Source organism: Gardnerella sp. KA00127, assembly GCF_049244125.1.
In the GTDB taxonomy this organism is placed as follows: Bacteria; Actinomycetota; Actinomycetes; order Actinomycetales; family Bifidobacteriaceae; genus Bifidobacterium; species Bifidobacterium swidsinskii.
In genome coordinates, this window is sequence record NZ_CP058377.1 from 1,528,441 (window position 1) to 1,548,340 (window position 19,900).

Sequence of the window (19,900 nt, forward strand, 5' to 3'; positions counted from 1 at the left end):
GTGTGTTCCTTTATTATTTGTGAAAATTTAAATAATAAACTTATATATTACTGCATAAAACGCATCATATTCGTAAAATTTTCAGTTTATAGAAATATTTATTACAACAGGTTCAGGAATAAGCGTTACACCAAACTTACTTTGCACACCACGGATAATAGTTTTTGCCAAATTTGCAATATCGTCACAAGAAGCATTATTACGATTGGTAAGTGCCAAAGTATGCAATGAAGAAAGCCCCGCAGGCGAAGGTTTCCCATTTTCTATAAGCCTAAAACCCTTATGGAATCCAGCATGGTCAATAAGCCAAGCTGCAGAAGTTTTTATACCATGCGATCCATCTTGCATAATTGCATCAAATTTAGGAGCATCTTCTGGCAAAGTATCGGCTTCACTAGTACTAAGTATTGGATTCATAAAGAAACTACCGCAACTATGACGATCACTGTAAATATTATCGCCCTCTAAAAATTCGCCAGTAACATAGTCTTCACTTTGCAATCGCAAAGCAAATTCAACACCTTCAGCACACTTTGTACCACGCATCCACAGCTTATCGTAACGAGAAGCATCCTCAAGCATGCCTTTAGAGGCACGAACGCGCAAAACTTCACGACGTATTGCTGCTGTTTGCATGCGCTCACCCAATTCTACGTGCAAAGCATTAGCTAATTGCGAATGAGAGACAACGCCGGTTGAATTGTGTTTCAAACAAAAAGTAACAGACAGCACAACGTAACGAGGAGTAGGAAAATACGAGTCCGCAGGAACTCCTACTGAAGAGTACATGCTTTTTTTAAGCAATGAAGTGCGATACCCAAAATTTAAAGCATCCTTCTGCAACTCCATAGTTGATTTTGTTTTGCGGTCCCAGACTTCTACGGAAGTAACACTTTGAGATACTTCTTGACCATAAGCGCCAATATTTTGCACAACAGAAGCCCCAACAGTGCCAGGTATGCCAGAAAGACCTTCTACACCCTCTAAGCCAAGAGAAATTGTATGGGAAACAAAATCATCCCAATTACAACCAGCTTCAGCATTGATATGCACTAAATGAGCACCACTTTGCAAATCAATGCCATCTTCTGAAGGTGCTGCTTCATCAAGCACATGAATATCACGTCTAGCATCTCGCACAACAACGCCGTTGAAATCCTCATCGCTAACAAGCATATTAGAGCCGCCACCGATAACGCATAAAGGCAGACCAAGCTCATCAGCATCTTCTACCGCTTCAATAACAGCAACGCGACTTTTTGGCTCTATAAAACGCGCAATTTTGCCACCTACGCCAACAGTTGTTATATCTGCAAAGGATGGATTATTTACTAAAGATGCTTGCATACTCATGGTTTAAATATTAACAGCAATAAATAACAAAAACCCCGCATTAAGCGGGGTAATAAGCATAAAATCTGCGCAACTAGCAATAAGCTTAAACAAGCCAAAATCGTGAGCGCAGTAAGCTGAAGATTCAGCGAGTCTCGCGATGAAGCGTATGCTTGCCGCAGCGTGGGCAGAACTTGTTCAACTCAAGACGATCAGGCGTATTGCGACGATTCTTCGTCGTGATGTAATTACGCTCTTTGCACTCCGTGCATGCCATCGTAATGCCCGGACGGATGTCGGCGCTCTTGCTTGCCATTTCGTTCACCTCTACAATTCATTATTGGCCAGCCAGTCTCCTACTGGCCGTTGTAGCGAGGAAGAGACTCGAACTCTTGACCTTACGATTATGAGTCGTACGCTCTAGCCAGCTGAGCTACCCCGCCAGAGAGCCTCGAGTGAGAATCGGACTCACGACCTCTTCCTTACCAAGGAAGTGCTCTACCACTGAGCTATCGAGGCGTGGCGGGTAGTGGATTCGAACCACTGAAGCACGAAGCGGCTGATTTACAGTCAGCTCCCTTTGACCACTTGGGAAACCCGCCAGCAGTCTCCGTAAGAAGTGAACTTCAAACGGCAACTTTGTTATTTTGCCACGAAATCGCGACTAATGCAAGATTAAGACACGCCGAAAGCAAAACTTTTATGCAAAAAGCTAGTTATTTAGCGAAAAACCTTCTTTTTTTAAATTTTCGCAAACTGTCAAAACCCTGTCATTAGCCTCGCGCTCGCCGATACTAATGCGAATACCTTCACCAGCAAAAGCGCGAACAGACAATCCTGCAGCAATAAAATGTTCTGTTGCCCGCTCGGTATCTGCCCCAAATGGCATCCAGAAGAAGTTTGCATACGCATCTTCAATATTCCAACCTTGCTCGCGCAAAGCTTCAAGAATGCGCTCACGCTCAGCAACAAGAGATGCAACACGAGTATTCATCTCCTTGCTTGCGTCATCTTCCAAAGAAGCCAAAGCTGCGACCTGCGCTATTTGAGACACTCCAAATGGCACAGCAACTTTACGCATACCGTCTACGACTTCAGCCGGAGCAATACCATAACCAATGCGCAAACCTGCCAATCCATAAGCCTTGGAGAACGTTTGAGCAACAACTACATTTGGATACTCATGGTACAGTTTTATGCCATTTGCAGTGCCTTTTGCTGTGTTAAACTGCACATAAGCTTCGTCAATAAGTACGAGAACGTCGCTTGGCACAGCATCTAATACCTTGCGAGCTTCCTCCTCGCTAAGTGAAGCAGAAGTTGGATTATTAGGATTATTCAAAATAACCAAACGCGTGCGATCGCTAATAGCCGCAATCATAGCGTCAATATCATGGGAACCATCAGCACGGTTAGGAATCTGAACGCTTGTAGCACCAGCTCCAGTCACAATAATCGGATAAGCTTCAAAGCTTCTCCAAGGATATATGACCTCATCTCCCGGACCTGCAACCAAGTCAACAAGCTGCGTAATAACTTCCGTAGAGCCGCAACCAAGCACGACTTCGTCTGCAGTCACACCAAAACGCTTGGCAAGTTCTTCAACAACTTCTGTGCCACACATATTAGGGTAACGGTTTATTACATTAAGAGCGCGATTTGAAATCGCTTCTTTTACGCTTTGCAAAGGCTCATAAGGATTTTCGTTACTAGAAATCTTATACGCACGAATGCCGTCCAATTTAGGAGCTGGCTTACCCTGCTTGTAGCTAGGAATTGTATCTACAATATTGCGGTGTTTGTATGTCATACTTCTCCATCATACTCCACACATGCCTTAACTGTGCAATAGCAAAAATCCGACCAAAACCTTACAACCACGTAAAGTTTCTGCCGCCTATCCAAATATTCCACAGACATTCTTACGTACCGCAATAAAAAACGCTGGGAACAACGTTTCCGTCATTTCCAGCGTAAGTTTTATTGTTTCAACCGGCTAAATACTAGCCAAGAATTGCAAGCACATCACGAGAAGACACGATTAAGTAGTCCTCACCTTCATAATGCACTTCAGTTCCGCCGTACTTGGAATAAAGGACCTTGTCTCCAACCTTAACATCCATAGGAATGCGCTCGCCCTTATCGTCGCGACGACCAGAACCTACGGCAAGAACTTCACCCTGCTGTGGCTTTTCCTTGGCATTATCTGGAATATACAAGCCAGAAGCAGTCTGAGTTTCCGCTTGAGCTTGCTTAACAATAATCTTATCCTCCAACGGTGTGAGCTTAATCGACACTGTTGCCACCCCTTTCATAAGAGATACTATTTCGTACGCAAGAAACAATCCGACGAGGCTGACGATCACGTCCGCAACCGCACTTACGCTCTATGCCTCATAATACCGCGAATTTAGCACTCTAACAACTCGAGTGCTAATCTTTTAAGAAAATTTTTAGAAAACTCTTAAATCATGCATTTCGACGAGCAAGAACATCATGCAAATTTGCCACGCCGAGTGAGTCTTCAGAACTCTCTGGAGCATCCACTTCGCTCACTTTTTCTTTTTCGTGGAACTGAGAAGAGTTTGTAGCAGCAAAATTAGCAGCGTCATTGGCATTATCAACATTAGCAACTGGTACAGCTTTAACTACTTGCTTAGTTGACTTAATTTCCAAACTTTCTGGAGTACGAGATGCTAAATTAGCATTACCTGAATCAGACTTAGTTTGTGAATCAAGCGAGAACGAAATTAAATCTTGATTAGACTGATAGTTTTGCTCCGAAGCCACAAAAGCGTTAGAAGAATCGTATGCGTCTTTATTTTCCGCCTCAACGATATTAGACTCTTTAGATTCAGATTCTTCTTTATACAAACGCTCACGCAACGCTGCATTGCGCTCTTGCTCCGCACGATGTAACGCAACACGAATTTCGCTCTGCTCCATAACCGAAGTTTCAGTATTGTCACGAGACGCATCATTTCGAACAGGCACTACAGTCTGAGATACAGAATATTCAGCACTGTCGTTTTGAGAAATCGCATCACTACTGTTGATTTCTCCATTAAAATCAGAATCAGATGCAGAAGAATAATCTTTCAACTGGCGTATAACAGCACTATTGTGGCGTTCGCACAGCTCATCCTCAGCTTTGCATTTCGAAGCAGCGCGCATTGTTGCAATACGCGCCTCCCAAGCACGAGCATGCTTAGAAGCACGAGCTCCAAAATAAAGCACTACTGCCAACATAGCTCCAGGAATAAGAGCAAAAACTGGAGAAAATATACCAGAGCATCCTGCTAAGAATACGACAAAAGTCAAGGCAGCAAGCGCAACTACCAACACACAACGACGGCGTATTGCAGCACGCCTAGCAGCGCGAATGCGCGCAATATATTCAGGAGTTAATGTTCGTTTTTGTTGTGTCGGTTGCATACAAGCCCCTTTTGCCAACATACTAGTACCGTCGCAAATGCGCGCAGTACTCCACTCACCTACAAGATGAAGTGTTGGTGAAAACCTATCCTCGCGATGTTCAAGCATAGACTTCATGCCGTTAACCGTGCGTTTAGGCAACCACCCGAACCATAAGGCTACGAGGATGACTAATACGAGTACCGCACTCACCGATTCATAACCCATAAGTATTAATATAAAGAAGTCATAGGATGTGTAGCAACATAAACATTTCGGCGTGTCGCCAAAATGTGGGATTATTGCGCGCGACATCACACAATATGCTGTGCCGCAATCATTCACTAAGCAAATTTAACACCTATAATAACTGTCATAGTATGTACTAGGATATGTGAAGGAACAGTAAGCTGCTACTTATGTGCTCGTGTAACTTCGGAGGGACTTTTGCCTACTTATCATTATCGTTGCAAGCAATGCGGATACGATTTTTCAGAACATCAATCATTTTCAGATGACCCTATTACCATTTGCCCTCAGTGCGGAAAAGATGCAGTGCACAAAGTGTACTCTGCTCCTCCAATCAACTTTAAAGGCAAAGGCTTTTATCGAACCGATAAATGATTTTGTAAAATTATAAATATTAATTATTGTTTAAATATTGCGCGCTAATAGGTTTTATCCACAGCGCGCAATTTTTCTTGCTCTTGCATTTTTTATATTTCAAAATGCAGGTATGAGCATAAATTTTTCTTTATTTAAATCTCAAAATAACGCAAAAAATAGTGCGTTATTGCAGCGAAGGCAACGCGCTTTCGTGCGGAAAATCATTATTGTGCTATGTGCTGGAATGATGGCTTTACTCGTTGTGTCAACTATTATTGACTCACAAGAAACTCAAGTTATAGCAGTAGCTAAACACAATATTCAGAAAGGTTCACGCGTTAGCGTAAACGATATTGCATACGTTCGAGTGCCTAAACATAAAGTATTTAATCAAGCGCTATCTAATAATATAAGCGCGAATGCTTCTATTATTGCAACATGCGAAATACGTAAAGGCATGCCAATTTTGCAAACACTATTGAGTAAAATTCCGCGCATTCCAGAAGGATTCACTTCTATTACCATTCATTTAGCTAGTGCAGATCACACACTGCTTCCTGGCGAAAAAATTGATCTAGCTTTTAGCAAGCCGGTACAAGATGAAGAAATTTCTAACTCTAAAAATGCAGAAAGTCACAACAACGAAAAATCTAAAAGCAGCACTATAGAAAATAACGATAAAAACAAAAACCAGGATATTGAAGAAAACAATATTGCAGAAATTGACGAACGCTATGTTAGCGTAGTTCATAATGTTACGGTAATGCAAATAACTCAAAGCACCCAAGTTTCACAAAATCAGCAAAATACTACCACTCTTGCTATGCCTGCTGCAGATGCGTTGCGATTATTACAAGCTCAGTCTGCAAACCCCTCTTTGGCAATTGTTGCCATGAAATTGTCACAATGAGATTGCCGTCATGGAATACGTACACGATTAGTAGAAATCAGCGGTAATTATTAGCAATTAGCGATAATGACCAGTCAGCAACAAGCAGCAACAAGAATAAATCATTCTGCTACTTCTCGCGTATTTCAAGCTCAACTAATACGCTCGGAAAACACCGCCCAGTGAGGCGGCAATTCGCTTAAAATACGATTATCGTCGTCTTGATTACGCTGTTGCAAAGTAAGCTCGTCAGAAGGCTCGAGTTTAACGCCATCTGCATCAAAAAGCTCCGAGCCTTCACGAACAACCCTAACTGACCTGCGGGGAGATCTTCTATTGGGATCGTATTTACTCATTCGTTGTCACCATACAATTCCCCGAGACGAGAAACAACACGGTCAACCTCTTTTTCAGGATTGACAAAAGCTCCAACGCTCCACACTGTCATAACTGACCAGCCCAAGGATTCCAAATCCTGAATAATCATGCGATGACGTTCACGAGTTGATTGCACGCTCATAAATTGCGCATCATCCGTAAGCACAGCAACAGCAAATGACTTGTCCGCAAGTCCAACTACTAGAGGAATTCTAACGCCATTATCGAAGCCATAGTTGACTGCAACTTTTAATCCACGCGAGCGAATACGCTCAGCTAAATCAGTAAATAGCACATTTCTTTGTGCAGCTTCTGCAGCAATTTGCGCTTCAACATCGTTGGCATCTTCTGGACGAAGCGGCTTATCACTTAACTTCTCAGCCCATTGCAAAAGGTTCTTCAAAAGCTTTGGACCATCTTGGTGCAAACGCTCATCTTCCATATCTTTAGATGTAAACGCACTAACAATATCTAGATGACGACGAGCTAGAGCCAAAGCGTCAAGAAGCATACTGCTTCCACCTTCTTCTTCAAGCAATCCAAACTGCTGAAGAAGTCTGCCATGAGATGTTTTTGCATAGCAAAGCGACATAATTACATCTGTTGCTATTGCTCCAGAAGCTTCATTAACGCCCAAAAGTCTCACATGTCGCAAGAATCTAGCCATGTTTTCGTCTTTAATAGACAAAGACTTCAACTCTGCTCCTAAACGACTGCGGAACACGTTTGTCAACGTAACTACGACAAGCACATAGCTTGAAGGAACAACCGTAAACGTATTCGCACGCTGACGAATAAGCTCAACTACTTCATCAATTTCACGCTGGCTGCTTTCAATAAGCCCAGAAGACATTACTGGAACTCCAGTTGCTTCAATTTGATGCAAACGAACTTTACCTTGCAAACGCTCAACAGGAACGTCGTGACGCAACTTTCCGTAACCATGTTCTTCCAAGAATCGCGCTAAACGAAGCGAGCGCCTTGTTGCTCTAGAAACTACTGTTACAGATGGTAGTAATGAAATAAGCGAACGCAAACTTTCAGAACTTACTGTTTGCTTATGCGCTAAAACTACTACTTGACGAGCACGAGACAAAATAGATAGCAACTCAATATTTGATATATGAGATGCCGAATCAATTATTACAGTATCTGCAATAGGTCTCAACGGAGTCATCATAGTAAGAGTAGATGGCATAGCTACAAGTATTGGTTTCGCAGCCAACACAAGTTCCGCATAATTGCGCAATAATTTATTAAAAGTAATTCCAGAACGGTTTCCTGCAAGCATAGTATGTAACTGATTAGCTTCTTGCGTGTGCGAGAACAATAAATCGCACAAATGCCTCATAGCTTCTTGCTGAACCATTGGACCGATTGAACGCACATGTTCTGTATCAACTTGCACGAATCGATCAGAGACATCTTGCATTGCGGAGCCATCTTGGTGAGAAATAATTGCAGAAGAATTAACGATATCTTCAAAAACAGTAGTCCACCAAGCCAATTGCAACTCACCGTCAATTGCATTACCTGTAACGTTGCGACGACGCAAATCGCTAACTAAATCAGATAAGCCCGCTTTGCTGAACTCACGCTCCAAATTGCAACGACCAGGGAGAGTATCTAGAGATGCTCTGTCGTCATGCAAATCTTGCAAACGAGCTTCAAGCTGCGCAAATTCAATATTTTCAAGATCCGCGCCCTTAAGAGTTGTTGCTAACACTGCATCAAGAGCAACTAAATGCCTTGCTAATAATTCTTGAGTATTTACAATATCATCCAATTTTGGCGGCAAAACAGGCCATCCGCCATGAGGCACGAAAGTACGCCACTGAGCTGCTTGCTGCGCAACAATCTTTAATGCCTCATGCAAATCATCGACTTTAGCTCCAACTCTTAGCAAGCTGCGCGCTTCTCGAACATGATGTCTACGTTCCCAGAAGCCCATAATTGTGCCTTCGGCTTTACGCTGAACTTTCGGCTTACTCGCTTCAATCATTGCATCTAAATCGCGCTCAAAAATTTCAGGCTGAAATACGTCAAGTACACGTCGCAAATTTTTGAGAACTGTAACTTGACGACTCCACTCACGAGCTGTTGTTGGCACAGGGAAACCACAGCTTTGCACAGTGCTTTTAACTTGTTCTCGAGTTGCTGGAAGAAGCTTAAGAAGCACGTCTACAACACGCTGATATACAGATATAGCTTCATTTTCGTCAAATATCGACGCGCCAAACCAAGGAGTATCTTCAGGATTTATCCTAAACTCTCCAAGCTCATCGGCTTGGTGGAATTTTTTCGACCACTCTTCAATATGACCGGTCATGGCGTGCGCTGCAGAAACATCTAAACGCACATGCGTAGACGGATGGGTTGGAAACATTGCAATTGCTGCAAGATTCTGGATTGTTTGATATGCAGATACTCCCCAAGTTTCGTTGATACCATGAAGATCGCCTAAATAACGAGTAAGGCGAGAACGCACTCCAACCAACTCATCTGCAACCTGCTCAAATCGTGAAGTCGCAATACTATGTCTAGCACCAACTGCTGCAATCAACTGCGCATCGACATGCTTAGCAATATGACCATCCGCAACGTCTAATGCTAATGAGGAAATTTCATGCGTATTCAACGTGTAACGGAAACGCCTCTGCTGCTCAACAACATTAGGCACATACAACACAGAATGTCCTGCAATCACAGAACGAGAAGCAATCGCAGCAGCAATCGCAGCTGAATCTGAGCCCGAATCAATATCCACGAACAGAGAATTTCCAGAAGCAACAAGCTCCGCTGCATAACGCACAACGTTATCTACTTCACCAACTTCGCATTCGCTATGAGGATCTGCGTCGAAAGGACTATATTCTAGCTTATTTGCAGACTGAAGCTTATGAATAGCTCGATCATCGCCAGCCATAGCGTCAATCATCGCATTTCCAACATTGCCAGATTGCAAAGCGTCAATAATTTGTTCACTTTCTGCTACAAAACGCGAACCAGCATCTGTAAAGCAGCCAAGTATAATATCGCGCTCAATATCAAAATCTGTAAAAGCTGAGCGAGCTTGCTTACAAATAGCATCAAACACTACAGAAGTTTCTGGCGTTCCACTTTCATATTGAGATCCGTCGAATAAAACATCTTCCCTAAGTTGAACACCACGCTCACTTAAACGCGACACAAGCGAATTGTTCAGCCCAACACTTCCAGAGAAATAAATAGTGGCGGAGGTCTCATCTTGATTAGTGTCACGAACAACTTTCACAGGATACGTAAGAACAGGCACATGGTTGCCATTCCACGATGCAACACCAACTATTAAAGAAAGTTCGGAAACGCCACTTTCGTGTGCTTTTGCGTCTCTATCTTCAAAAACTCGATCTAGCCTTCGCCCAGCAGCCCGCAACATTCCAGCGTCTCGGAATAAAGATTTTAATGTTACTTTTCCGCTTGCAAAAAGTTGCGCAATTCCGGAAGGATGAGCATGCGTCAACTCTAATTGTGCAGCAAGTTGCGTTATATCTTCTAGTGGAGAAGGAGATAGCTGAGCCTGATATTGCTGCTTCCACCCAACTATATGTTGTAAAGCGTTAGTACGAGCGCTGTTGGTATTGTTAGAGCCAGATTTTTCTAAAGAATCACCTTCTGACGTAGTATTTTCAACTACTGTATCAGTAAAAACTTGCTCTGACGAATCCTGCTCCACGTTGTTTGTATCACTCATATTCCCACCCTACTACTTGCTTACTGTTCAATAGCTTTGCGATATGCACTATAACCGCTGTTTCTAGCTAGTGCAGCATCTACTTCAGAATTACCTTGAGCTGCGAGCCACGCGTATAAGTCATCATATAACCCAGTGTTTGCAGCCAAGAACGGAAGCAACTGCGAATATTGCGCCATCTCAAATTGCTTTGAAAAATCACTACTTTCTTCAGCTTCTTTTGACGTAAATCCGCCGGCTTCCACTACATTTTCTTGAGAGTCAAATTCGCCTTTTGATACTTTTTCAAATACGGAGCCTGGCTCAAATGCAGGTGTGTACTCCGCATCAGAATTGTTAATATCGAGATTATTAGAGTCGAGATTTGTAGTACCGAGATTCGTAGAGCCAAAACTGTTAATATCGAGATTATTAGAACCTGTATTTGCACCATTAAAAGCTGAAGTATTGGCAATATTTTCAGCAAAAGTTTCAGTTGAATTTAATGGAGATACTAGAAATTCTTGAGAACTTTCGTTTTGCAATATATTTGTTTCCGGATTAACTGGCGTAACCGGAGAAGCTTGAGCAACTGAATCAGCTTGATCAACTGCAGAAACCGAAGAAATCACAGAATCTTGTTGTGAAGGTTCTTCTTTAGTTGAACTTTCTTGCTGAATCGCTTGCGCATCTGCAAATAAATTACGCGGCTCTACAGGAACCTCCTGCTGTTCTCGCATAACAGGCAAAGTTACATCATGATTGATTGGAGCAACATCTGTTTGCGAATCATCATTGAGCTGAGTATGATTCTGCATGCCTTGTTTCCAAGACAATCCAGGATGCGAAACTGATTGAGCATGGAAAACACCTGTTGGCTCACCAGCGCGCAAATCAAGAATTTGATCTACTGATAAATCTGAAGCTGCAGGCTCATCATGCGATTCATCTGTAGCATAAGAGAACAGATTACGCACTGCGTTATCTTTTTCAACTTCAGCAGATTCTTCTTCTACACGCACAAAATCAACAGGAACATCACCGAATTGCATGCGCATTAAGTTATCTGGAAGCTGAAAATCAACATCAGGCTCTAGACGCAGCAAATCACCATTTGCGCTGACTAAATATGTACCGTTAGTTGAATGCAAATCTCGTATTGTTGCCACGCCTCGCATGTCTACAATTAGCAGCGCATGCCTCTTTGACATAGAACGTTTATTATCCACTATGTCGACGCGCGCGAAACCATCTTCACGCAACGGGCGTATAGGCTTTCGACCAATCTCTACAGACTGACCTGCACCCACACGTGCCTGCTCGACACCACCAACTGTAATCATCCAGCGCTGCACGGTTTGTCGCTCACTCACGTGATCTGCTCCCTTCAAAAAACACACTACTTACTATTGTGTCATGCTTTGTGTATATTGCGCTAGTATTTGTTGATTTTAAGCATAAAAATATCACATATTCATATTTGAAGATTTTACAAGAAAATTTATAAGGAATTTTACTAGAACTTTTGCAAAGAATTTTATTTGCAATAATTTTTAAAATCTTTATGCAAATGGAAATAACAAAAGGCTCGGAAGAAACTTCCGAGCCTCGAAACTTGCGATATTACCAACCGTCCCTAGCGGAAAGCAACAACGCAAAGTGCTCAGCATTAATCGGTTAACGAAGCCTGAATCAATAGTAAAAAAGGAAATTTGGCAAACCATATCAACAAGCAAACGCAAACCAATTAATTGCTGTATAAAACTAAAAGATCTACACAGCGTGCAGAGCACAAAATTTTTTACAAAAGCACTTAGTCTAGCGCACCTTTCAGCACACTAGACTAAGTAATTCACAGTAAAACCGACTCAACGATCAACCAATAAGCTAAAGCCCAAATGATTCATCACTGAATCAGATTTCAGCTTAGTGACGGATCTTGCGAAGAGCAGCACCCATGCCAGCAAGCACAGAAGCAGCAACAGCAGCCAAAGCTACAGCAGCACCGGTCTTAGCCAATGGAGCAGCCTTCTTCTCGGAAGACTTCTTAGCTTCAGACTTCTTATCAGACTTCTTTGCGGCAGCCTTGTCATCAACCTTCGCATAACACGCGCGGCAGAAACTTTACGCGCAAGTAAAGAAAAGGTCGCAGCGCAACAAAAAAGGCGGCAGGAATAATCCTACCGCCTAATTTTCACTATACACGCACGCATAAAACTGCGTTACGCGCAAAGCAACAAAAAGTTAGAACTACTTAAGTTCAACGGAAGCGCCAGCCTCTTCGAGGGCAGCCTTAGCCTTCTCAGCGTCTTCCTTCTTAGCCTTCTCGAGAACAGCCTTTGGAGCGCCGTCCACGAGAGCCTTAGCTTCAGCCAAGCCAAGGCTGGTCAAAGCACGCACAGCCTTGATGACTGCAATCTTCTTATCGCCAGCAGCGGTGAGAACGACGTCAAACTCGTCCTTCTCTTCCTCAGCAGCACCAGCAGCAGCTGGAGCAGCGGCAACAGCGGCTACAGGAGCAGCAGCTTCGACATCAAACTTATCTTCGAATGCCTTGACGAACTCAGAGAGCTCAACGAGGGTCATTTCACCGAAAGCTTCAAGAAGCTCTTCGTTAGTGAGCTTAGCCATAATTGGCTTCCTTTCTTACTTGGCCGGGCATACCTTATGCCTTACGACCATAACATTTTTACATTTGGTTGGTCTCATGCAGCAAGCTGCAAGGGAATCAAGCGGCCTTTTCCTGCTTCTCGCGCAAAGCGTCGATTGTACGAACTGCTTTGGTTGGCAATGCGTTGAACAGGTAAGCGGCCTTGGACATGGTGCCCTTGAGCGCGCCGGCCATTTCGGAAAGCAACTGTGGGCGCGACTTCAAGTCGGCGAGCTGCTTTGCACCTTCGGCATCGTAAACGGTTCCATCTGCGAAACCGCCCTTAATGACGAGGGCTTTATTCTCTTTGGCAAAATCACGCAAGGTCTTAGCAGCCTCAATGAAATCACCCTTAACGAAGGTGACTGCAGTTGGGCCGGCGAGAAGCTCGTCAAGACCTTCAATGCCCGCTTCCTTAGCAGCAATACGAGCAAGCGTGTTCTTAGCCACAGAGTAGGAAGTATCGCGGCCTAGCTTTTCGCGCAGAGTAGAAATCTGCGGAACGGTAAGCCCGCGGTACTCGGTGAGGTAGATAGCGTCTGCGTTACGGAAAAGTTCCGTAAGCTCGGCAACTACCGCTTCCTTTTCGGGCCTCTTCATGGCGTTCCTTCCTAAATTGGCCGTAGGTGAAAGAAACGCATCAAGCTTAATTAAACAGAGCAATAAAAAAAGCCCTGCGCACTGGCAGAGCAACATAAGAAGCACTAAGGCGTGCTTAAATTTTCGACTCATAACGAAATTCGCTATAAATCATCGCTCAACCTGTGCTGGCCTGACACATCAATTTCAGGAATTTTTAATTCCGCCAACGGTCTGTGGTTTACGTTGGGTAAGTTTAATACGCCGTTAGGACAATGTCAAGAGAAATACTATAAAAATAAAAAAGAGGGCATGTAATTTACATACCCTCGAATTTTTTAATTTTTACTTTTATATTTTATGTTTCACAAGTTCACTACTTGCAAAATGCACCCTTACATTAAATGCACATTTACAGCACAGCATTAGCAACGAAATCAAGCAAGAACAGCAAGGAAACAATCCAAAGCATTGGATGAACTTCCTTAGCACGCTTCTTGCAAGTCATAACTAAGCAGTACATGATGAAGCCTGCAGCGATGCCGTAAGAAATGGAGTAAGAGAACGCCATGAATACGGCAGCAAAGAATGCAGGAATTGCTTCGGAAATATCGTCCCAAGCAATTTCCTTCAAGGAGCTTGCCATCATGCAACCAACAACAACAAGCACACCTGCAGTTGCTGCAGCAGGAACTGCAGAAGCAAAAGGCGCAAGAACAATAGAAAGCGCGAAGCAAATAGACACAACTACGGAAGTCAAACCAGTGCGACCACCGGCACCAATACCAGCAGCAGATTCTACATAAGTAGTGGTGTTAGAAGTACCGCAAATTGCGCCAACAGAAGTAGCAATAGAATCAGCAAACAATGCGCGATCCATCTTGGAGCTAAATCCGGAGCCGTTTTCAAGAGCCTTTTCGTCAGCCTCAGAGAAGATACCTGTACGACGGCCAGTACCAATAAAGGTGCCGAGAGTGTCAAAAGTATCCGACATTGAGAATGCGAAAATAGTTACCAACACAAGCGGCAAACGAGCAGGATCAGCAAACAAAGATGCAAAACCCTTATCGCTAAAAATAGCACCGAAAGTAGTTGGAAGCTGAGCAAAAGCATCAGTAACAGACACTGCATTGTTCAAAGAAGTCAATCCCAAAGGAATACCAATTAAAGAAGTTGCAATAATTGTAATAAGCAAGCTTGCGCGAACTTTAAGAACTGTAAGAACAATAGCAAAAAGAAGTCCAATAAGGAATAACCAAAGCACAGGGTTATTCATAACAGCAAGACCTGGAATAGCAGCAGTTGGTTTACTCTTTGCAGCGGCAGCAGGATCCTTGGAAGTAAAAGTAATCAAGCCAACACTCATCATGCCCACATAGGCCACAAATAAACCAATGCCACCGCCGATTGCTTGTTGAAGCGAAGTCGGAATGGCACGAATAATCATTTTACGAATCTTGGTAACGGTAATAATAATGTTAATTAAACCGCACAAGAACACCATGCACATGGCCTCTTGCCAAGTAAAATGCAGGCCGAAGCAAACTGTGTAAGTAAAGAATGCGTTAAGACCCATGCCAGCAGCCTGTGCGTAAGGTACGTTAGCAAACAAGCCCATAACAAGGGTACCAATGATTGCTGCGATGATTGTAGCGAGGAAAACGCCACCTTTAGGCATGCCAGTTTGGCTTAAAATCATTGGATTTACGACGATAATATACGACATTGCGAAGAATGTAGTGAGACCTGCAGTGATCTCCGTTGATACATTCGTGCCGTTTTCTTTGAGATGGAAGAACTTTTCCATATACTCTCTGTTCCTTGGTTTACAAGCGCAAAAGACCAGAAAAGCGCGGCGAAAGCACTTGAGCAATCGCGTACGCAATTACATTTGGGCATTCACGCAGAGGTTACTGCGACTCGTCGAATGAACGAAGGCATCACAAAATCTCACATAAAATTATGAAAATTGCGAAACCTTTGAACAACCGAACAGCTCTGACCTTACGCGCACGTGCTGACCAAGGAAATACACCGAAATCAAAGAAGTATATAACAACTCAGCCAAAACGACCGGAAATATAACGCTCAGCTTCAGCATTGCGCGGATTGTTGAACATAGTAGTTGTGTCTGCAAAGTATTCCAGATGACCAGGTTGACCTACAGCTTTCAAATTAAAGAATGCCGTGTAATCCGCAACACGCGCAGCCTGTTGCATATTATGCGTCACGATCACAATCGTGTAGTCACGCTTAAGCTCATTAATCAAATCTTCTACAGCCAACGTAGAAATAGGGTCAAGAGCTGAGCAAGGCTCGTCCATAAGTAAAACTTGCGGATGCACAGCCACAGCCCTAGCAATGCAAAGTCGCTGCTGCTGACCGCCAGAAAGACCAATACCCGGCTTATCTAAGCGATCCTTAACTTCATTCCACAAGTTCGCGCCTCGTAAAGCCCACTCAACTAAATCGTCAGCATCACTCTTAGCAATTTTGCGATTATTCAAACGAACTCCAGCGAGCACGTTTTCTCGAATAGACATTGTTGGGAAAGGATTTGGACGCTGGAAAACCATGCCAACATCGCGGCGGACAGCCACAGGATCCACGTCTTTACCGTATAAATCGCGGCCTTCAAGAAGCACTTGACCTTCTACTCGCGCGCCAGGAGTGATTTCGTGCATGCGGTCTAAAGTGCGCAAAACTGTTGATTTTCCGCATCCGGAAGGTCCGATAAAAGCCGTCACTTTATTTGGCTCAATATTAATATTCACATCTTCTACAGCAAGAAAATCACCATAGTAAATATTAAGATGCTTCACATCAATTCGTTGACCCATTTTATGCTCACTTTCTAAAAATTTAATTCGCTTTGCTTTAACTCACTTTATTTAAGATTTACTTCGCTTTATTTCGCCTTTACAGAAAACACTCGAGCTACAACTCGCCCCAAAATATTTAGCAACAACACCAACACAATAAGCGTTAAAGCTGCAGCCCACGAGCGCTCCATTGGAATTGACGTTACGCAAGAAGCCGGCGCATTAGCTGGACAATTCGCAGAAAGTTTGGAATATTCTTGGTAAACGTACACCGGCAAAGTCGTCATTTGCCCATCAAATAAATTGAGATTCGTGGAAGCAATAAAGCCTGAAGCCATAAGAAGTGGTGCAGTTTCGCCAATAACGCGCGCAACCGCAAGAATACAGCCAGACACAATTCCCGGAAGAGCAGTGCGCAAAACGATTTTTGTAATTGTGCGCTGCTGAGTAACTCCCAAAGCAAGAGACGCCTCGCGCAAATCGTTAGGCACGATTTTTAGCATTTCTTGAGAAGACTTCACAACTGTTGGAATCATAAGAAGTGAAAGAGCCACAGATCCTTCAAAACCATTGATTGTGCCAGGACCAGCAAGAAGAGCAAACATAGAAAATGCAAACAATCCAGCAACAATAGACGGAATACCACTCATAACGTCAACAAGCAGATTAATTATGCGCGAAATTTTGTTTCCGCGAGCATACTCAACCAAATAAACAGCACACATTAAACCAATCGGGATTGAAATAACCATAGCTCCTAGCGTTATTTCAAGAGTTCCAATAATCGCGTGCAAAATTCCGCCGTAACCGCCAGTTCCAGTAGCATTTCCGCCCACAACGTAAGTCATGTTATGAGTGAGAAAATCAAAATTTAAACGCTTAATACCATTGATAATGGTTGTTAAAAGCAAAGAAATAAGCGGAATAAGTGCCACAACAAAAGACAAGAAAATCAGCACGCGCATAAGCATGTCTTTACGTTTGCGCGCAGCTATGTGTGAGCGAGTTGGGCGGAATTTGTTGAAGTCAATAACCGGAGCCGCAGAATTTTCTGCGCGATTTTCTACGCAATTTTCTGCGAAGACTTCAGCACCTTCGTTAGATTTATTAATTTGATGCTCCATTTATGCGCCCGCCTTTCCGGTAATTTTGCGAGCAATAAAGTTGACTGCAAAAGAAATAACGAACAAAACTAAGCCGGTTGCAATAAGCGCACTTACGCCAAGTCCGTTCGCTTCCGGATACTGCGCTGCAATATTTGCGGCAATAGTTTGATTTTGAGAAGCCTTGAAAATATTGATACCAAAAGTAAATCCAGGAGACAAAATCATCAAAACTGCCATCGTTTCACCCAAAGCACGGCCCAGCCCAAGCATAGAAGCCGACACAATACCAGACTTTGCAAACGGCAAAACAGCTAACTTAATCATCTCCCACTTCGTAGCGCCGAGCGCAAGCGCACCTTCCTGCTGCAAGCGAGGAGCCTGCTGGAAAATATCGCGAGCCATAGAAGTAATAATCGGCAAAATCATCACAGCCAAAACTAATGCAACCGTAGCAGCAGAACGAGAAGGATTAGCCGCCGGACCAGAAAATAGCGGAATCCAGCCAAAAAGTTTAGAAACCCAATCCCAGAAAGGATACATAGCTGGAACCAAAACCAATCCACCCCACAAACCATAGATTACGGACGGAATCGCAGCAAGCAAATCAATTACTCCACTCAAAAGCGGAACAATTTTTTTAGGCGCATAATACGAAATAAACAGAGCAATACCAATTGCCACAAAAAATGCGAACAGCAGCGCGAGCGCAGACATAAGCACTGTGCCAAAAATAAGCGGAGCCACATAGCTTATAAAATCATGCGCTTTACCACCAGTAAAATCAGCAAACACATGACTTACTTGATTGTGATTTCCACTTAATAACGGCAAAGCACGAAACAGCAGAAATACTGCAACTGCTGTAAGAACAAGCAAAATTAGCATGCCACAGCCTGCAGCCACGCCTTTAAAAAGACGGTCTACAAGATGAGTGCCAACATAATTTTTGCTATTGCTCTCAGAAATTTGAGCAGTTTCGTTTGCACTATTCGCAACTGCTTTCGCATTTTTCGTAGAACTCAATCATTCTCCTTTATAACCGATACGTTCATAATATCAGTTTGTAAAGTTTTTACTTTCCTGTTTTAACAGACTTAATCGATGCGTTAATTTTGCTTACCAAATTTTGTGGAAGTGGAGCCGTTCCAGCAGCAGAAGAAGCAGCATTCTGCCCTTCCGCGCTAGTTACGTAGCTAAGCCAAGACTTCACAAATCGAGCAGTTCCAGCATCTTTATAAACCGGGCAAGCAATATCGTAAGAAACTAACACAATTGGATAAGCACCCTTAGATTGCGTATTGTGATTAATTTTCATAACAACGCGATTAGGATATTTTGCAGAAGCGTCTGCGTCAATTTCAGAATCAGCTAAAGTTTTAGAAGCAGCTTCCGGAGAAATCTCATTGTAAGTATCCCCCACCTTCACTGCAACAGTACCGAGCTTACCGACCTGTGAAAAATCAGCGTAACCAATCGCACCATTTGCCATGCGAATAGTAGATACAACGCCCGAAGTGCCCTTTGCACCTTGACCGACACTATTCGGCCAGTTTTCAGAAAGATCATATTTCCAATCGTCCGGAGCTGCATCCTTCACGTAGCTTAAGAAATTCTGCGTTGTACCGGACTTATCGGAGCGGTGAACAACAGTAATCGGGGTGTCTGGAAGCTTTAGCTTAGGATTCTGTTTCTTGATATCCTCATCATTCCAGCGCGTAATTTTTCCGTCGAAAATTTTAGCAATCGTCGAAGCGTCCAAATTAATATGCTTGCCAGCATCCGAAACACCTTTAAGGTTGAAAATAATCGCAATTGGTGAAACATACACAGGCACATCGAAAGCCGTAGTTCCATGAGCACAAACCGACTTAGACTTTTCAACTTCGTCGTTACTCAATGCTTTGTCTGAACCAGCCCAAGCCGTGGCACCAGTCATAAAAGTGGTAACGCCAGCACCAGAACCAGTAGGATTGTAAGCAATTTTTGCACCCGGATTTTTAGATTGGAATCCTGCAATCCACGCTTCCATTGCAACCTGCTGGGAAGAAGCACCCGAGCCTTGGAAATTGCCGGAGATCTTAGTGTTTTGCGAACCTGACGCATTGGAATTATCAGCAGGAACATTGTCTCCGCAAGCAGAGCAGGTTGCACACAAGCCGAAAGTTAGCGCCGCCGCAGCAATACTGCGGAACTTAAGTGCGCTTTTAGTCGTATTAAATTTATTCATATTTGACTTATTCATATCGTTACGCATATTCTTCTTTCCTTTCGCGAAGAATTGCCTTGCGCCCCACCACATTTTCGCGTTCCTATAGCCGTATTGCGAATTGGGCGCATTTTCTTAATTAATCCCTATCTTTTTTTATTAACGCAACCATCGTAAACAGGTGGGTAAAACCTCACCGGCAAAAA

At 43.3% G+C, this 19,900-nt stretch carries 17 protein-coding genes, 3 tRNA genes and 1 pseudogene; 2 read left to right on the forward strand and 19 right to left on the reverse strand.

Features of this window, described 5'->3' with window-relative positions:
- Positions 1-81: 81 nt before the first annotated feature.
- From HXT48_RS06265 to HXT48_RS06300, 8 genes are all read right to left on the reverse strand, one after another.
- On the reverse strand, positions 82-1,353 hold the full coding sequence (locus HXT48_RS06265; RefSeq protein ID WP_102155453.1) for an FAD-binding protein: 1,272 nt from the start codon (positions 1,351-1,353) through the stop codon (positions 82-84).
- Between the two features lie 124 nt (positions 1,354-1,477).
- On the reverse strand, positions 1,478-1,648 hold the full coding sequence (gene rpmG, locus HXT48_RS06270) for a 50S ribosomal protein L33 (RefSeq protein WP_004105548.1): 171 nt from the start codon (positions 1,646-1,648) through the stop codon (positions 1,478-1,480).
- Positions 1,649-1,701: 53 nt separating this feature from the next.
- Positions 1,702-1,775 (reverse strand) — tRNA-Met (locus HXT48_RS06275).
- A gap of 4 nt (positions 1,776-1,779) precedes the next feature.
- A tRNA-Thr gene (locus tag HXT48_RS06280) sits at positions 1,780-1,851 on the reverse strand.
- A 1-nt stretch (position 1,852) separates the two neighbouring features.
- Positions 1,853-1,934, reverse strand: a tRNA-Tyr gene (locus tag HXT48_RS06285).
- Between the two features lie 110 nt (positions 1,935-2,044).
- Positions 2,045-3,142: a histidinol-phosphate transaminase gene (gene hisC / locus HXT48_RS06290; protein ID WP_102155455.1), complete on the reverse strand. Its 1,098-nt coding sequence runs from the start codon at positions 3,140-3,142 to the stop codon at positions 2,045-2,047.
- A 193-nt stretch (positions 3,143-3,335) separates the two neighbouring features.
- Positions 3,336-3,629, reverse strand: coding sequence for a co-chaperone GroES (gene groES / locus HXT48_RS06295; protein ID WP_102155458.1), 294 nt, complete (start codon positions 3,627-3,629; stop codon positions 3,336-3,338).
- 172 nt (positions 3,630-3,801) lie between these two features.
- Positions 3,802-4,884, reverse strand: a complete 1,083-nt coding sequence (locus HXT48_RS06300) for a hypothetical protein (protein ID WP_064622061.1) — start codon at positions 4,882-4,884, stop codon at positions 3,802-3,804.
- A 309-nt stretch (positions 4,885-5,193) separates the two neighbouring features.
- Between HXT48_RS06300 and HXT48_RS06305 the strand changes: the two genes are divergently transcribed.
- Positions 5,194-5,370, forward strand: a complete 177-nt coding sequence (locus HXT48_RS06305) for an FmdB family zinc ribbon protein (RefSeq protein WP_004574103.1) — start codon at positions 5,194-5,196, stop codon at positions 5,368-5,370.
- Positions 5,371-5,482: 112 nt separating this feature from the next.
- Complete coding sequence (locus tag HXT48_RS06310) at positions 5,483-6,262, forward strand: hypothetical protein (protein ID WP_041160462.1); 780 nt, start codon at positions 5,483-5,485, stop codon at positions 6,260-6,262.
- A gap of 131 nt (positions 6,263-6,393) precedes the next feature.
- On the opposite strand, the gene HXT48_RS06315 is transcribed toward HXT48_RS06310, so the two are convergent.
- From HXT48_RS06315 to pstS, 11 genes and pseudogenes are all read right to left on the reverse strand, one after another.
- Positions 6,394-6,597: a hypothetical protein gene (locus tag HXT48_RS06315; protein ID WP_004109746.1), complete on the reverse strand. Its 204-nt coding sequence runs from the start codon at positions 6,595-6,597 to the stop codon at positions 6,394-6,396.
- Positions 6,594-10,352: a hypothetical protein gene (locus HXT48_RS06320; protein ID WP_012913811.1), complete on the reverse strand. Its 3,759-nt coding sequence runs from the start codon at positions 10,350-10,352 to the stop codon at positions 6,594-6,596. The genes HXT48_RS06315 and HXT48_RS06320 overlap by 4 nt, the downstream gene beginning before the upstream one ends.
- 20 nt (positions 10,353-10,372) lie before the next feature.
- Entirely contained in the window at positions 10,373-11,704 is a 1,332-nt protein-coding gene (locus HXT48_RS06325; RefSeq protein WP_012913810.1) for an FHA domain-containing protein, read from the reverse strand.
- Between the two features lie 553 nt (positions 11,705-12,257).
- A pseudogene (locus tag HXT48_RS06330) lies at positions 12,258-12,431 on the reverse strand (peptidase); the annotation flags it as partial.
- A 150-nt stretch (positions 12,432-12,581) separates the two neighbouring features.
- On the reverse strand, positions 12,582-12,962 hold the full coding sequence (gene rplL / locus HXT48_RS06335) for a 50S ribosomal protein L7/L12 (RefSeq protein ID WP_004105575.1): 381 nt from the start codon (positions 12,960-12,962) through the stop codon (positions 12,582-12,584).
- Between the two features lie 97 nt (positions 12,963-13,059).
- Positions 13,060-13,581 carry a 50S ribosomal protein L10 gene (rplJ, locus tag HXT48_RS06340; RefSeq protein WP_012913809.1) on the reverse strand — a complete coding sequence of 174 codons (522 nt, stop codon included), beginning with the start codon at positions 13,579-13,581 and terminating at the stop codon, positions 13,060-13,062.
- Between the two features lie 391 nt (positions 13,582-13,972).
- Positions 13,973-15,367 carry an NCS2 family permease gene (locus HXT48_RS06345; RefSeq protein WP_012913808.1) on the reverse strand — a complete coding sequence of 465 codons (1,395 nt, stop codon included), beginning with the start codon at positions 15,365-15,367 and terminating at the stop codon, positions 13,973-13,975.
- A 253-nt stretch (positions 15,368-15,620) separates the two neighbouring features.
- On the reverse strand, positions 15,621-16,400 hold the full coding sequence (gene pstB / locus HXT48_RS06350; protein ID WP_004109757.1) for a phosphate ABC transporter ATP-binding protein PstB: 780 nt from the start codon (positions 16,398-16,400) through the stop codon (positions 15,621-15,623).
- Positions 16,401-16,468: 68 nt separating this feature from the next.
- On the reverse strand, positions 16,469-17,506 hold the full coding sequence (pstA, locus tag HXT48_RS06355; RefSeq protein WP_012913807.1) for a phosphate ABC transporter permease PstA: 1,038 nt from the start codon (positions 17,504-17,506) through the stop codon (positions 16,469-16,471).
- The gene (gene pstC, locus HXT48_RS06360) at positions 17,507-18,454 is read right to left on the reverse strand and encodes a phosphate ABC transporter permease subunit PstC (protein ID WP_064621725.1); all 948 of its coding nucleotides are present in this window, start codon (positions 18,452-18,454) and stop codon (positions 17,507-17,509) included. It abuts the gene before it with no gap.
- 106 nt (positions 18,455-18,560) lie between these two features.
- Complete coding sequence (gene pstS, locus HXT48_RS06365) at positions 18,561-19,787, reverse strand: phosphate ABC transporter substrate-binding protein PstS (RefSeq protein ID WP_012913805.1); 1,227 nt, start codon at positions 19,785-19,787, stop codon at positions 18,561-18,563.
- Positions 19,788-19,900 lie beyond the last annotated feature (113 nt).